This window comes from Lewinella sp. 4G2 (assembly GCF_001625015.1).
In the GTDB taxonomy this organism is placed as follows: domain Bacteria; phylum Bacteroidota; class Bacteroidia; order Chitinophagales; family Saprospiraceae; genus Neolewinella.
In genome coordinates, this window is record NZ_LVWJ02000014.1 from 2,539,740 (window position 1) to 2,554,795 (window position 15,056).

The 15,056-nt window shown below is 56.8% G+C and carries 16 protein-coding genes; 10 read left to right on the forward strand and 6 right to left on the reverse strand.

The window, feature by feature from the left end; all coding sequences use genetic code 11:
- Nucleotides 1-20 precede the first annotated feature (20 nt).
- Nucleotides 21-1,493, forward strand: a complete 1,473-nt coding sequence (locus A3850_RS10725) for a DUF1501 domain-containing protein (RefSeq protein WP_068216367.1) — start codon at nucleotides 21-23, stop codon at nucleotides 1,491-1,493.
- On the opposite strand, the gene A3850_RS10730 is transcribed toward A3850_RS10725, so the two are convergent.
- From A3850_RS10730 to A3850_RS10755, 6 genes are all read right to left on the reverse strand, one after another.
- Nucleotides 1,490-1,954: an SRPBCC family protein gene (locus A3850_RS10730; RefSeq protein ID WP_068216369.1), complete on the reverse strand. Its 465-nt coding sequence runs from the start codon at nucleotides 1,952-1,954 to the stop codon at nucleotides 1,490-1,492. The two genes, A3850_RS10725 and A3850_RS10730, sit on opposite strands and share 4 nt — an antisense overlap.
- 2 nt (nucleotides 1,955-1,956) lie before the next feature.
- Complete coding sequence (locus tag A3850_RS10735; RefSeq protein WP_076639940.1) at nucleotides 1,957-3,021, reverse strand: Gfo/Idh/MocA family protein; 1,065 nt, start codon at nucleotides 3,019-3,021, stop codon at nucleotides 1,957-1,959.
- 31 nt (nucleotides 3,022-3,052) lie between these two features.
- Entirely contained in the window at nucleotides 3,053-3,628 is a 576-nt protein-coding gene (locus tag A3850_RS10740; protein WP_068216373.1) for an acyltransferase, read from the reverse strand.
- A complete protein-coding gene (locus A3850_RS10745) occupies nucleotides 3,628-4,569 on the reverse strand; it encodes a UbiA family prenyltransferase (protein ID WP_068216375.1) in 942 nt (313 codons plus the stop codon). Before A3850_RS10745 ends, A3850_RS10740 begins: the two co-directional genes overlap by 1 nt.
- Nucleotides 4,570-4,657: 88 nt before the next feature.
- Nucleotides 4,658-5,818: an acyl-CoA dehydrogenase family protein gene (locus tag A3850_RS10750; RefSeq protein ID WP_068216377.1), complete on the reverse strand. Its 1,161-nt coding sequence runs from the start codon at nucleotides 5,816-5,818 to the stop codon at nucleotides 4,658-4,660.
- Between the two features lie 212 nt (nucleotides 5,819-6,030).
- A complete protein-coding gene (locus tag A3850_RS10755; RefSeq protein WP_068216379.1) occupies nucleotides 6,031-6,885 on the reverse strand; it encodes a DUF2911 domain-containing protein in 855 nt (284 codons plus the stop codon).
- A gap of 238 nt (nucleotides 6,886-7,123) precedes the next feature.
- Here A3850_RS10755 and A3850_RS10760 point away from each other — a divergent pair, with 238 nt between their 5' ends.
- From A3850_RS10760 to A3850_RS10800, 9 genes are all read left to right on the forward strand, one after another.
- Entirely contained in the window at nucleotides 7,124-8,602 is a 1,479-nt protein-coding gene (locus A3850_RS10760) for a sigma 54-interacting transcriptional regulator (RefSeq protein WP_068216381.1), read from the forward strand.
- Between the two features lie 65 nt (nucleotides 8,603-8,667).
- Nucleotides 8,668-8,880 (forward strand): hypothetical protein, encoded by a 213-nt coding sequence (locus A3850_RS10765; protein WP_068216384.1) that lies wholly within the window; start codon nucleotides 8,668-8,670, stop codon nucleotides 8,878-8,880.
- A 3-nt stretch (nucleotides 8,881-8,883) separates the two neighbouring features.
- Entirely contained in the window at nucleotides 8,884-9,927 is a 1,044-nt protein-coding gene (locus A3850_RS10770) for a beta-propeller fold lactonase family protein (RefSeq protein WP_082921754.1), read from the forward strand.
- A 65-nt stretch (nucleotides 9,928-9,992) separates the two neighbouring features.
- Complete coding sequence (locus A3850_RS10775) at nucleotides 9,993-11,096, forward strand: MBL fold metallo-hydrolase (RefSeq protein ID WP_068216389.1); 1,104 nt, start codon at nucleotides 9,993-9,995, stop codon at nucleotides 11,094-11,096.
- 184 nt (nucleotides 11,097-11,280) lie between these two features.
- Nucleotides 11,281-11,598, forward strand: a complete 318-nt coding sequence (locus A3850_RS10780; RefSeq protein ID WP_068216391.1) for a hypothetical protein — start codon at nucleotides 11,281-11,283, stop codon at nucleotides 11,596-11,598.
- 71 nt (nucleotides 11,599-11,669) lie between these two features.
- Complete coding sequence (locus tag A3850_RS10785) at nucleotides 11,670-12,254, forward strand: YeeE/YedE family protein (protein WP_068216394.1); 585 nt, start codon at nucleotides 11,670-11,672, stop codon at nucleotides 12,252-12,254.
- 46 nt (nucleotides 12,255-12,300) lie between these two features.
- Entirely contained in the window at nucleotides 12,301-12,714 is a 414-nt protein-coding gene (locus A3850_RS10790; protein ID WP_068216395.1) for a DUF6691 family protein, read from the forward strand.
- 249 nt (nucleotides 12,715-12,963) lie between these two features.
- Nucleotides 12,964-13,698, forward strand: a complete 735-nt coding sequence (locus A3850_RS10795) for a DUF1080 domain-containing protein (RefSeq protein WP_068216397.1) — start codon at nucleotides 12,964-12,966, stop codon at nucleotides 13,696-13,698.
- 231 nt (nucleotides 13,699-13,929) lie between these two features.
- Nucleotides 13,930-15,048: a glycerate kinase gene (locus tag A3850_RS10800; protein ID WP_068216399.1), complete on the forward strand. Its 1,119-nt coding sequence runs from the start codon at nucleotides 13,930-13,932 to the stop codon at nucleotides 15,046-15,048.
- Nucleotides 15,049-15,056 lie beyond the last annotated feature (8 nt).

Genomic DNA, 15,056 nt, shown 5'->3' on the forward strand with positions numbered 1-15,056 from the left:
CTCCCTTTAAACTTCGCCTCATGCTGACCGACATCCAACGTGCCTACTTACGGGCTTCCCGGCGGGACTTTTTGAAGACTACTTCCAAGGGCTTGGGTGCACTTGCGCTCGGTAGCCTCATTGCCCCCGGTCAATTATTCGCCGGCGCGGAAAAAGGATTAGTGACCGGCCCCGGCAACGGTGGCGCGATGCCCAACTACCACCACGCTCCCAAAGCGAAACGGGTGATCTATCTATTCCAGGCTGGCGCCCCCAGCCACCTGGAAACCTTTGATTACAAGCCCCTGCTCAACGAACGTTGGGGCGAAGAAATACCTGATTCCGTCCGCGGGACTCAGCGCTTGTCGGGGATGCTGGCGGCCCAGTCTAGTTTCCCGTTGGTAGGCTCCAAGTTTGAATTTACCCGCAGCGCGAAGACGGGAGGCTACTTTAGTTCGCTCATGCCCCACACGGCGAGTGTAGCAGAGGATCTTTGCGTGGTCAACTCCATGTACACCGAGGCGATCAACCACGAACCGGCTACCATCTTCATGCAAACGGGTAGCCAGCAGGTTGGCCGGCCCAGCGTTGGCGCGTGGATGAGCTACGGCCTGGGTAGTGCGAATAAGAATCTGCCCTCCTTCGTCGTGTTGCTGAGCAAGGGTCGGGATGACGTGCAGAACCTCAATATGCAGTCCTGGTCCAGCGGCTTCCTGCCCAGTCACCACCAGGGCGTACAGTTTCGGAGTGGTAAGGACCCGGTCCTGTTCCTCAATAATCCCAACGGCATCAATCGCGACCGCCGGCGGATGGAGCTCAACGTGCTGGAAAGCCTGGACCGAGAACAGCAACAGCATTGGGGGGATACTGAGATCGACTCCAAAATCAACCAGTACGAGATGGCCTATCGCATGCAGGCCAGCGTGCCGGAGATCACCGACTTCAGCGACGAGCCGGATTACATCTTCGACATGTACGGAGAGGATGCCCGCAAACCCGGCACCTTCGCCGCCAACTGTCTGATGGCCCGCCGCCTGGCCGAGCGGGACGTACCCTTCGTCCAGCTCTACCACATGGGTTGGGACCAACACGGAAATCTCCCGACCGGCATCAGCGAAATGGCCAGGAGCTCGGACCAGGCTAGCGCCGCGCTCATCAAGGACCTGAAACAACGCGGCTTACTTGAGGATACCCTCGTCGTTTGGGGAGGAGAATTTGGCCGCACGGCCTTCAGCCAGGGGAAGCTGACCATCGATAATTACGGTCGGGACCACCACCCCCGATGCTTCTCCATCTGGATGGCCGGCGGCGGCGTCAAACCCGGTATGGTCTACGGAAAGACGGACGATTTTGGCTACAATATTGCCGAGAACGGCGTTCACGTCCACGATTTTCAGGCGACGATGCTTCATCTTCTGGGTGTGGACCACGAAAAGCTGATCTTCAAACACCAGGGCCGCCGCTACCGACTGACGGACGTACACGGGCACGTGGTGAAGGGGATTTTGGCTTAGGCGCTTTGCTGCACCCGGAAATGATTGGCGAGTATTTCGTTTCTGGTCTTTAGGAACCTGGTCATGTAGGCTTCCAGGAAAAGCCACTCCGCAAAGCGGCCGAGTAAACCCAACGGAGCGGTGAATTCAAACCGGTCCGTCATCCGTGTTTGGTTTGGCTTGACTACCGTGAAAGTGTGGGTGTGTTTCATGGATTTGAAAGCACCGTCCACCATCTCGTCGACGAAATAATACGGGCGGTCCATCGCCGTGATTTCAATCTCCAGTTCCTGGTATATACCGAAGTGTCTGGCTCGCCACCGGGTGCGGTCGCCGAGTTCGATCAGGCCACTCGTCCGGCCCGCAATAGCCCGTTCGTTGGTCTGGGAGGCACTTTCAAGGTGGAGGTCAATCGAGCGGGCTGCGTCAAAAGCCGTTTCGATGTCCGTCTCCAACACGGTTTCCAGGAAAATGGTGGCCACAATCAGCGACAGTTATACATGGCCTCAATGGCCCTAACCACCGCGATCCCTTCGCTCACCGGGGTAGCCACTTTTGCACGGCCGTTTAGGACGTCGACTACGTTATCGATTACAAAGTGGTGGTTCGCCGCGGAGCCGGTGTAACCGCCGTAATCGTTGCCGGGGGCGCTGGCGGGGAGGTCCGGAAAATCCAGATCTTCTACGTGGCAGTGGCGGACGTCGTTCATGTACTGCCCACCCAGTTTGACGGTGCCTTTAGTGCCGATTACAGTGAGGGTGGATTCAAAATTTCGGTCCCAGATCGCCGTGCTGAAATTGAGGGAACCGCGCACGTCTCCCGGTAGGCTGAATACCACGCTACCCGTATCCGCAAAGTCGTGAAAGTCCTCGTGGTTCTGGTTGGCGAAGCGGGCGAAGTCGATCGTCGGCTCTCCGAAACCCCAGCAGAGGAGATCAATAAAGTGAGCGAACTGGGTGTAAAGGACGCCCCCGTCCAACTCCTGGTGCCCGTGCCAGGGGTGAGGCATTCGATCCGTGGGCGCTGCCGCGGGTGCCGGGTCCGGGACCGAGTAATACCGGTGGTCCCGATTCCAAAAACAGTCCAGGTGGACCTGGAGGACCTTACCCAAGCGCCGTTGATCGAGCAGGGACTTAAGCCAGGCGGAGGCGGGGCTGTATCGATTTTGCATTACGCCGAAAACTTCCCTCTCACTCTTCCGGGCAGCAGTTGCGATCCGTTCCGCATCCTCCGTAGTGAGGGCGATGGGCTTTTCAATTACGACGTGGAGGCCGGCTTCCAATGCCGCTACGGCTTGGTCAGCGTGTAAGCCATTGGGCGTGCAGATGCAGGCGACGTCGAACTGGCCAGGTCGGGATAAAGCTTGTTCAAGGGAAGGGTAGTGGGTGGTCCCTGCTAACCCGTCGGGCCAGTTCAGGTCAGTAGCTGGCCGGATATCACATACCCCCAGAAGTTGGGCTTCGGGATGGGCGGCAATCAGGGCGGCGTGGCGGCGGCCGATGTGGCCCATGCCTACGACGAGGAACTGTATTTCTTTTGCCTGTACGATGGTATGAAGTTTGGTGCGAAGGTAAACCGGTTCAGTCGATTACTACGTGGCAGGTCCCTTTTGTCAATCCGTACTTTTCACCTGCGGCAGCGCAAAATGCGGTGCCGGAAGCGTCAAAGTCTAACCGCTCTCCGGCCTTGCTGACGTAGTAGAGGTGGCGAGCGGGGTTGCCCACCACGAGCGAATAGGGCGCAATGTCTTTAGTGACGACCGAGCCGGCCCCGACCATGGCGTAGTCAGCGATGGTAGTACCGCAAACGATGACGGCGTTGGCTCCAATCGTGACCCCATCACCCAAAGTGGTAGGTAAGTATTGCCCCCGGCGGTTAACGGCTGAACGCGGGTTTTTGACGTTAGTAAAAACGGCCGATGGGCCAATAAAAACGTCGTTTCCCGCCGTGACGCCGGTGTAGAGGCTGACGTTGTTTTGCACTTTGCAGTTACGGCCAAGCGTTACCCCTTCCGCTACGAAAACATTCTGGCCAAGGTTGCAGCGAGCGCCGAGTTGGCAACCGGGCATGAGGTGGCAGAAATGCCAGATCTTGGTGCCGTCGCCAAGGCGGGCGCCTTCGTCCACAACCGCCGTGGGGTGAATAAAGATGGCCATCAGGGTGCTACTTTAATCAGAAAGATCAGCGCCAGTCCACCTAGTAGGAATGCTTTTATTGCCCGGCTGATCAATTTGTAGTCCTTTGAATCCTCCGCCTTGAAGGTTTGGTACATGATGCCCAACAGAATGATCACCAGGAAGGCGATGTAGGACATCACGGCAGGGTTGTAGAAGCCCGGCCAGGCCGTAAGGAGCGGGTAAACCAGGTTGATGATCATGAGCCCGCCCATGCCCATGGCGATGTACTTCGCTGCGGGAATGCCCCAAATGATCGGCGCCGTCTGCCGCATCCCTACCCGGTCTCCTTCGATGTCCTGCAAATCCTTGATGATCTCCCGGTACATCGTGGCTACAATCGCGATGATGAGGAAGAACAAGTACACCGCCTGGACGTGGAGGAAGGACCGGTAATCAATGGAGGCTAACATCCTGAGGGAGGTCCGCTCCAGCGCAACGACGAGGCCCACAACGGCGCCACAGTAAATGGCCACGATCAGGTTGCCCATAAGCGGTTTCCGCTTCAGGTAAACGGAATACATGGCGAGGCTACCCACGAAGAGCGGGTACATCCACAGGGCATCTCTCTCCCCAAGGCGGAAGGCCATCAAATGGCTAATGAGGTACCCACCGAGTAGCAAGGAGCCGTAGATCCAGTAAGCCCGGTCCGTATTCAAAAAGGGTACGGGATTGGCGCCCGGTCGGTTGATCTCGTCGATCTCAATATCCTGGATGTCGTTGATCACGTACCCGGAAGCCGTGATGGCTACCGTAATGGCCGCAAACTCGAGAAATTTCAGTGGCGTAATGACCGGCTTAACGCCAGCTTCCAGCAACGCGGGGTGGATGACCTGGAACAGGATCAGGTACTGCGTGATCGCCACCATGATCAGGTTGGGGAAACGAAGCAGACGCCAGATTGCGGGGACCATTGAAAACATCGGCGCCAAGATAGGCGGCGCCACAGGATTGTTAGGTCGAATAGCTAAATACTTTTACTCCGGCGGGGCGGCAGGGCGGCACCCCGACCTACTTGCGCAAAAGGTTCCGGCTGATGACCAGCTTCTGAATTTCCGAGGTGCCCTCACCGATGGTGAGTAGTTTGCAATCCCGGTAGAACTTCTCCGCCGGGTATTCCCGCGTGAAGCCGTAACCACCGAAGATCTGTACGCCTTCATTTGCCACCATGCAGGCCGTCTCGCTAGCGTGCAGCTTAGCCATGGCGGACATTTGGGTGACGGGAAGCCCGGCGTCCTTCAAACGGCCGGCTTCGCGGGTCAGTAATTCGGCGGCCTGGATCTCGGTGGCCATGTGGGCCAACTTGAAGGAGATGGCCTGGAATTTGCTGATGGCCTTGCCAAACTGCTCGCGTTCTTTGGAGTACGCCAACGCGGCGTCGAAAGCACCGTGAGCGATGCCGACGGAGAGGGCAGCGATACTGATGCGGCCGCCGTCGAGGATCTTCATGGATTGGATAAAGCCTTCCCCGACTTCGCCGAGGATGCGGTCCGCCGGGAGGTGGCAATCTTCGAAGATGAGCTCCGCCGTTTCGCTGGCGCGCATCCCGAGTTTCATTTCCTTCTTTCCGCCACGGAAACCCTTATCGCCCCGCTCGACGATGAAGGCCGTCATGCCATGGCTATCGAGTAGCTCACCCGTCCGGACGATTACTACGGCCACCTCGCCACTGATGCCGTGGGTGATGAAATTCTTTGCGCCATTCAGGATGTAGCTACCATCGTCTTGTTTGACGGCTACGGTACGCATCCGGCCGGCATCGGAACCAGTGTTGGGCTCCGTCAATCCCCAGGCACCAATGTGTTCGCCACTGGCGAGGGCGGGCAAGTACTTCTGCTTCTGTTCTTGGTTGCCGAACATCAGGATGTGGTTGGTACACAGAGAGTTGTGTGCCGCCACCGAAAGCCCAATCGATCCGCAAACTTTTGCGATCTCATCGATGATCGTGATGTACTCCGCGTAGCCGAGGCCGGTGCCACCGTACTCTTCGGGGACGAGGACGCCGAGGAATCCGTATTCCCCCATCATTTTAAAAAGATCCCGTGGGAAGATCTCCTGCTCATCCCACTCCATGAAGTTGGGGCGGATGTGGGCTTCGGCAAAGTCCCGCGCGCTCTGGCGGATCATTTCCAATTGCTCTTCGGCGGGGGTAAGGGTGGGGGTGGTGACCATGGCGACTATTGGTTGTGGCTATCTATAAACTGTAAAATACCGGAACCATACAATGGTTGTGTTCCAGCGGTGGAAAGATACACTACGTCGGCCAAATGGCGGGTGATAAATGGCTTTAGGGATCGTAAATAAAGTGGTTTGGTGTTGCTGTTCCGAAGTTCAGTGCTGGCGGCAAGCGAAGAAATCATAGGTCCTTAAAACCCCTGTTGCCTCTATTCTTCCAGCAGCCTTGCCAGGTGGGTGTTCCAAAAGTTGAGGCTCCACTTCTGGTTAGCCTCATCCAGTGGGTGCTCCTTCCGAAACTGTAGGGCGGCCCTTGCGGCAGCGATGGCCTTTTCGCGGTAACCCAGGTATTCGTAGACGTCCATCTTAACGCGGTAGGCGCCGGTAGTGGGCTTGGCGAGTAGTTGTCGGTCAGCGAGCTGCAGCGCAAGTTGAAGGTTATTCCGGCTCAGGAGGAGGTGTTCACCAGCCCACGCGTAATTAGCATTTGTGTCAATAGGCATCGTCAGCAACCGCTCAAGGTGTGCGGCAACTTCCGCTGCGGTGGTCGTTTCGACGGGGAAGCTGATCTGGGTATTGCCCCAGGAAAGGTAGAAGCGGGCATTGTCGGGGATCAGGTCAATGTCTATCGTCAGCGACTCGTAGTGGCGGGTACTTTTCCTGGCCGGTGTCCTGAATCGGATCACGTCTTTTTGCGGGTCATAGTCGTAAGCGCCGTACATGGCCGTATCCTGATTCAGGATAACTGTCCAATCGTTCGGGGTGGGGATCGTCAGCAAGCTATAGGTGCCGGCAGCCAGTGGTTGGCCACCCATTTTTACCTCACTGTCAACTTTGATGGTGGTAGAGTAGCCGGCCCCGGTCCGCCAAACCTCGCCGTAGGGAACCAGGCCACCGAAGATCTCGCGGCCTCGGGCGCTCGGCCTTTCGTACCGCACTTTGATGGTCGTATTTCCCACCTCTTGCTCGATGGTTCCAAGCGGGCTGGGGGAAGGAAGTTGGGCGCTGACGCGGGTGCCAGGCAATAGGAAGAGGAGGCCTAAAAGGAAGGGGATCAATTTCATGCCCGCAAGTTATCCGCCAGTAAAAAGGATGCCTCATTTGAATTGTAAAAGGATGTAAACGCCCGGTTAAAGCTCGTAATTCTCGGTCCCTCACCCCGCACCTGCGGCAGCGCCCGCGTCGAAAAGAGCCAGTCCTCTCAACTCGCCATCATAAAAAGTGAAGCCGGGGCAAAAAAACCACACCGTACAACCAAGCACCCCCCTCGCCGTTTACCATTCCCAACCCCCAAACTATCAAATGGCTAATCATCCTACTACCCTCGGCGCCCTCAAGGCTTCCGACTACACCTCCCGCAGCGTCAAACAGGAACTACGGGAAAACCTGATCAGAAAACTCAAGAATAAGGAGGAAGTATTTCCCGGCATCATTGGTTTCGACGATACGGTGCTACCCGATATTCAACGCGCCATCCTTAGCCGCCACAGTATCCTGCTACTCGGCTTGCGCGGCCAGGCAAAGACCCGGATCGCCCGCCTCCTGGTGAACTTGCTCGACGAGTACATGCCCGTAGTGGCCGGCAGCGAATTGAATGACGACCCCCTAAACCCCATCAGCCGCTACGCCGTGGACCTCATTGCCGAAAAGGGCGACGACACCCCCGTCGAATGGGTACACCGCGACGACCGCTACGTAGAAAAACTGGCCACCCCCGACGTGAGCGTGGCCGACCTCATCGGTGACGTAGACCCCATCAAAGCCGCCACCCAAAAACTGACCTACGCTGACGAACGGGTGATCCACTTCGGCCTCGTACCGCGTGCCCACCGGGGATTATTCGTCATTAATGAGTTACCCGATCTCCAGGCCCGAATCCAGGTAGCGCTCTTTAATATTTTGCAGGAAGGCGACATCCAAATCCGCGGCTTCAAACTTCGACTGGCTTTGGACGTACAGTTCGTCTTCACTGCCAACCCGGAGGATTACACGAACCGCGGGAGTATCATCACGCCGTTGAAGGACCGCATCCAAAGCCAGATCCTCACCCACTACCCCAAGACGGTCGAGATCGCCAAAGCCATCACCAAACAGGAGGCTGATCTTCGCAAGGAGCAGTCCGACCTAGTAGCTGTAGACGACTTGCTACAAACCATGCTCGAGCAACTCGCCTTCACCGCCCGCGAAAGTGAGTACGTTGACGAAAAGTCTGGCGTCTCCGCCCGGATGAGTATTACGGCGCTGGAGAACATGATCTCTACCGCCGAACGCCGCGCACTACTGGCGGGGGACACTTCCACGAATGCCCGGATCACCGATTTCTGGGGCGTTGTACCCGCCATCACCGGCAAGGTCGAACTCGTCTACGAAGGCGAGCAGGAAGGTGCCTACGGCGTGGCAATGAATCTGCTGAGTAAGGTGATCAAATCCACCTTCCTGGAGCACTTCCCCGACCCAAATGACGTCAGTGCCGACGGCCGCTCCGATTCGGACCCTTACGGTATTATCCGGGCTTATTTCTCCGGCGGCAACGTAGCGGAATTGCTCATCGATGGCTCCAATGATGACTACCGCAAGGCGCTGGACGGAGTAGCCGGTTTGAAGAAATTCGTGACCGGAACGATGGAGCGCCAGCTCTCCGAAGCCGATACGTACCTCTACATGGAGTTGGTGCTTCACGGCTTAGCCGAAACGGAGATTCTGAATAAGGAATCTATGGAACGGGGCCTCAGCTTTAAAGACATCCTATCGGACATGTTTGGCTCGGATGACCTGTACTAGTGCTTACCGCTTTCGGGTGGGGGCAAGGCTGTGAACAATGGTAGGAGATGTGCGCTCTATGAGCTATGAAACACATCACCACCACTAAGCTATTCACGGCGCTGGCCGTGGTACTAACTACATCATCACTACGCGCCCAGGACGTCGACATCAGCCTCGATGGAGACGGTCTGAGCATCAACACTGAGCAGTGGTACGAGAACCCCATCGTTTGGGTCGGTTTCGTGCTATTACTGGTCGTGTTATTCTTTGCACTGCGGCGCGGCTCCAAAACCTAAAGAATGCTAGTAGTAGGCGGCTATACCCAAAGAATGGACGAGAATACCCCCGGCAAAGCCAGGGGTATTTCCGTTTATGATTTCTTCCCGGCGGACGGGGAACTACGTTTCCTCGGCTTCGTCAAAGCGAGTAACCCAAGTTATCTGGTGACGGATCGCTCCCGCCAGATCATCTACGTAGTGCACGAGCACGCCGCGGGGGAGGGTGCCGGTGTGACCGCTCACAAGGTTAAGCGGGCCAAGGACGGTAAACTCTCCTTTGGCGAACTGGGCTCCGTAATGATCGACGGGGCCGACCCCTGCCACCTGGCCTTTGCCGGCCGGCGATTGGTCGTGAGTTGCTACACCAGTGGGCAGGTAATGATCCTTCCACTGGCTAAGGACGGCAGCCTTTCCGCGGTTAGCCAGACCTTTAGCTTCACCTCCGAAACGAAACGGACCGCCCACGCCCACTGCGCGGTTTACCAACCAGACCCCGCCCGTTTACTAGTTGCTGATCTCGGAGCGGATAGACTACGCGTCCTCAATGAGTTGCCGGATGGCAGTTTTGACCATGATTCAGCTTCCGATCTACCGTTTTCGGAATTTGAAGGCCCCCGCCACGTCGCCCTGCACCCTTCCGGTAAGTACGCCGTAGTGAATGGTGAGTGTAAGGGCACCGTCCGCTTAGTCGATGTGTCGGGTCCGACAATCAAGTTGCTGCACCAGGCCAACGCCCTTCCGGAAAGGGTCATTGATGAGGCCCACGGCGCGGCCATTCGTTTTGGGGGCAACGGTAAGATGATCTACGTTTCCGACCGCAATTTCAGCGTGGTCAACGCCCTGCGCCTGGACGAGCGGGCGGGTCAGATTCGATTCCGCCACGCTAACCCAAGTGGTGGCGACCACCCACGAGATCTTATTCTTTCTCCCGACGGCGAATGGCTCATTACTGCCAACACGAAGAGTAGCAACCTCGGCGTTTTCCGGGTGGACCCGAAGGGCGAACTTACCCACTACCGAACGGTTCAAAAGGTGCCCACTCCAACTACCCTCGGGTGGCTTTAAGGCTGCCGATTAATAGTTTAAGCAGCTTCATTTTTAGCAGCAGCCGAGTATAATCTTCACTAAATATGAAACCGCACTGGCTCGTTGGCCTGGTCCTGTTACCCATCGGATACGTCGCTCGTAAAGTGCGCAACGACCCTCAGTTTGGCGCTGGCGCGGGTGCGATGCGAAGGGAGCGGAACAAACGCAAAGAGCGGCCACTCCGTTGGCGAATGGGCGCCTACCGTAACCTGGAAAAAACCAAACTGCAGGAGGACTTTCGGAGCCTGATGGGAGACTTGGTCGGCTACCTGCAGGCCAAGAATACCCAGCCCCCCAAGGCTTTGCCGATCGCGGTTGCCAACGCAAACTCCGTTGTGCAGGATGACCGGGATTACCTCACCTGGTACGGCCACTCCGCCCTCCGATTGGAGAGCCACGGCCGGACGATCCTGCTGGACCCGATGCTGGGTAACTGGGTAGCGCCGGTCCCCTTCCTCGGCCACCGCTTTCCCTACGAAGGCTACAACCCCGTCGAACAGTTGGGGGACATTGACCTCATCGTCTATTCTCACGATCATTACGACCACCTCGATTACGATACTTTTCTGATCCTTAAGGATCGGACCAAGCACTTCCTTACGCCACTTGGGGTAGGGGCCCATCTCCGTGAGTGGGGTGTTCCCGCAGATCGAATCACCGAACTGGATTGGTGGGAATCCGCCGATCTGGCTGGATGCACCTTCACGGCGACGCCTGCCCGCCACTTCAGTGGCCGCTCGCCGGGGACGCGGAATAAATCACTATGGTGCGGATTCGCCATTCAGACCCCCAAGCACCGGCTTTTCTTCGGGGGCGATAGCGGTTACGGTCAGCACTTCGCTGCCATTGGTGAGCGACTGGGGCCGTTTACCCTGACGATGCTCGATAGCGGGCAGTACCACGACCGCTGGCAGAACGTACACATGACGCCGGAAGAGGCGCTGCGGGCGCACGCAGACCTGCAGGGCTGCAATCTTTTGCCAATCCACTGGGGTGCCTTCTCGCTGAGCGACCACGCCTGGTCGGACCCCATCGAACGCATCGTGACGGCGGACGAAAAGGGAGATGTCATCAGCCCAATGGTGGGCCAGCGCTTTGACCTCGGGGACCTAGAAAACTGCAAGTCCGAATGGTGGCGGGAGTCCTAACTCATGGATTCCTTCAGGAAGGGTTATCATCAAGTGCAATCGGGAAGGTGGTCCCGGTCAATACTGTATTTCGATGAAGGATTTCCAATCCAGTAGAGAACGGGACCTGCCGGCCTAGCCCTTGCTACCTTTACGGCGAGTCGGTAACCAAGGTCATGACCACTGACGACAAACCACGACGATAATGGCAGACTTCCGCGAGAACGAATACTGGGTTTACCGAAAAAAGGACCAATCCCTCGTGGGCGTCCTTGAGGTCACCGAACTGGAAGATGTTTTCGACGATATCCGTTTCCTCGTTTGTTCTGGAAAGCTGACCCACCGAGGGCGCACCGATGAGGTTGAGCAACACTTCCGTGGCTGGTACGAACTGAAGCACCCGGGTAAGACCGAACACTTCGGTGATTTCGATACCCGGGAGGAAGTGTGCGAAGCCGTGAAGAACCACCCCGATGGCGAGTGTTTTCTGGTAACGGTTCCGATCTTACCCTTCGTGGATTGAACCGTCTTTAAGGCAAGGTGTCATGTATAAGCTCAGGACGTATTGTCAAGAGCCACCATACGATATCCACCATGCTTTCACTCCTAAAGGGTTCCTGGCACTGGTCCGTCAGCGGGCTACTGATTGCCGGCGTAATGTTCGCACTCCTCTACGCCGGTAAGCAGTTTGGCGTTAGTTCTAATCTCCGCACGATGTGTACGCTGGCCGGTGCCGGGAAGCACAGCGACTTCTTCCGGTTCGATTGGAAAGCGCAACGTTGGAACCTACTTTTCATCGCCGGTGCGGTGATTGGCGGCTTCATCGCTTCCACCATCCTGGCTAACCCGGAGCCCGTTGCCATCTCTACGGCTACGGAAACCTACCTGTCATCATTGGGGATCGACGCCCCATCAACTGGTGCGCAGGGAACGGGGTACGTCCCCCACGAACTCTTTAGCCTGGCGGAAATAAATTGGCTTACGCTGGTCCTGTTAGTGCTCGGTGGTTTTTTGATCGGTTTCGGTACCCGTTGGGCGGGAGGATGTACGAGTGGCCACGCCATTAGTGGGCTATCCAATTTGCAAGTCCCGAGCCTTATCGCCGTCGTAGGATTCTTCGCCGGCGGTTTACTGATGACCTGGTTGATCCTTCCTCAATTACTCAACCTGGTCGCTTAGCAGAGCGACAACCCCACCTTCGTTAAAAAACAATAGAATAAACATCATGCGCACTGCATTCTACCTATTCATTGGTATCGTCTTTGGAATCGTGATGACAAAATCCGAAGCCGTTTCCTGGTTCCGTATTCAAGAGATGTTTCGGTTCGAATCCTTCCACATGTATGGTATCATCGGCACGGCCGTAGTGGTGGGTGCCATCGGTGTTGGTCTCGCCAAAAGACTGAATTGGAAGACCGTGGACGGTCATCAATGGAGCCTGAAAGCGAAAGACTTCACCGTACCCCGCTACCTGTTTGGTGGAACGATCTTCGGCCTTGGTTGGGCTTTGACGGGTGCTTGCCCCGGGCCAATGTTTACCCTGCTCGGCCACGGGATCTGGGCAATTGGAGTGGTGATCCTAGCCTCGGTATTTGGTACTTACGTTTATGGTTTGGTGAGGTCTCGGCTGCCGCATTAGAGGTTCGCCAGTCGTCGGACGAAACCAGCCCCTGCTTCGCGGCATCCTAGTGAATCGTCCGACGACCCGAACTGTACAGTCGTCGGACGATTCACTGGATATTTTCCGTAGGAAAAAGGCCAGCTTCGTCCGACGACTTGTTGTACAAATCTTGTAACCTACCTCATGGCCAAGCCCTGAAACCCTACACTTACCCTTAACCAACTTTCATTAGTTACCTACCTTACGCTTAAATCACAGTTACACCCAATGAAGCAACTACTAACTACGGTTCTTACCCTCCTAACTCTTTCCCTAACCGCCCAGATCACCGACCCCGCCGCCACGGAATTTTACACCCCCGTGCCCCCAAAGGTCACCGCCGGCCAAAGCGTCAATACCGCCCCCAGCGACGCCATCATCCTCTTCGGCGAAGACGGCAGCACGGCAGAGTGGGTCATGAAGGAAGGAGATGGACCGGTAGAGTGGTCAGTTGCCGACGGCGTCCTAACCGTCAAGCCCGGCACCGGTTTCATCAAAACCCGCCGCGATTTTGGTGACGTCCAGCTTCACATCGAGTGGCGCAGCCCAAACGAACCCGATAAGGAAGGCCAACTCCGCGGTAACTCCGGAGTCTTTTTCATGGACCGCTACGAAGTACAGGTCCTCGAAAGCAATGGAAGCGAAACCTACACCAACGGCCAAGCTGGTAGCATCTACAAGGAAAGCCCTCCGCTCGTCAATGCTACCCGCAAGATGGGGGAATGGAATACCTACGACGTCATCTTCATGAAACCCCACTTCAATAAGGATGGGATGCTCATCCGCCCCGCCACGGTGACGGTGCTACACAACGGCGTGCTCGTCCAGAACCACCACGTCATCCAAGGCGTGACTGCCTACATTGGCCTCCATACCTACACCGCTCACGGAGATGCGCCCCTCACGTTGCAGGACCACAGTAACGAAGTTTCCTACCGCAACATTTGGGTACGGGAGCTATAGGTCGTCAGGAAGCTTAACTAGAAGGTCTAGGCTTTTGATTGGTAGATGTATTCAGTTGAAGTCCTCCGTGTCTCACCGGACGCTTGGAGGAGCTACGCACGCTCCAAGGACCTTTATTCTACGTAGTTAGGACCTTGGAGCGTCGCCAGCTCTAAAGCGTAGCGGAAGAGTTGGCGTCCTCCAAGCGTCCGTTCCTAATGGCAGAATTTCCCACATTCTACCCGTGAACCCATGAACATCCTCGTCTGTCCCGATAAATTCAAAGACTCCCTTTCCGCCTCGGAAGCAGTGGCCGCCATTCGTGAAGGAATCCTCAGGGTTCTCCCCGATGCCATCGTTACCGGCCAGCCGTTGGCGGATGGTGGCGAAGGATCGCTGCAAATCCTCCAGCAACTCCTGCCGCTGAAGGAACACCGGCTGGAAGTAACCGGCCCCCTCCGCCGGCCCGTCTCCGCCCGGTACCTTATGGGAGCCGGTAAAGCTTATATCGAATCCGCCGAAGCCTGCGGTTTGCAGCACGTTCCCCGCCACCGTCGCGACCCGGGCTTCACCACCACCATCGGTGTAGGGCAGCTAATTGAAGACGCTCTGGCCCGCGGAGCAACAGAGATAAACCTGTTCCTCGGGGGAAGTGCTACCAACGACGGGGGAGCCGGAATGGCCGCCGCCCTGGGCTATACTTTTCGGTCGGATCGTGGCAACGACTTCGTCCCTTCCGGCAATTCTCTCCGCTACGTCACCCGCATCGGCCGCGAAGCGGGAAGTACGGACTTGCGAAGCGTCACCTTTCGGGCCGTCTGCGATGTCAACAATCCACTCCTCGGGCCAGCGGGAGCTACCTATACCTACGCGACCCAGAAGGGCGCCCAGCCGGAGGACTTACCCACGCTGGAAGCCCACCAAAAAGCCTGGGCCGCGGTCGTCAGTGATGCTTGCGGCATGGACCATTCATCCACCCCCGGAGCTGGTGCGGCAGGAGGGTTGGGTTACGGTGCCCTCTCTTTCCTAAACGCAGAGATCGTATCCGGAACCGACTGGCTGATCGAGGCCGTAGGGCTCCGTCAACTAGCCGCCACGGCGGACCTCATCATCACCGGCGAAGGGCAAATCGACGAGCAAACGCTCTCCGGAAAAGTAGTCGCGGGAGTAGGGCGACTCGCTTATGATTCCAAAACGAAAGCCTGGGCCATCTGTAGCAGCAGTCGGCTACCCAATGGCGTCAATCCCGTTGGTATTGAGCGGGTGATCAGTTTGGTGGAAGCCAATACTATCAGCCCGGAGGAATCCATCAACAACGGTAAATACTGGCTGACTAAGACGATCGCTGATCAACTCCGGCAGTTTGCTTAGCGGGGAAG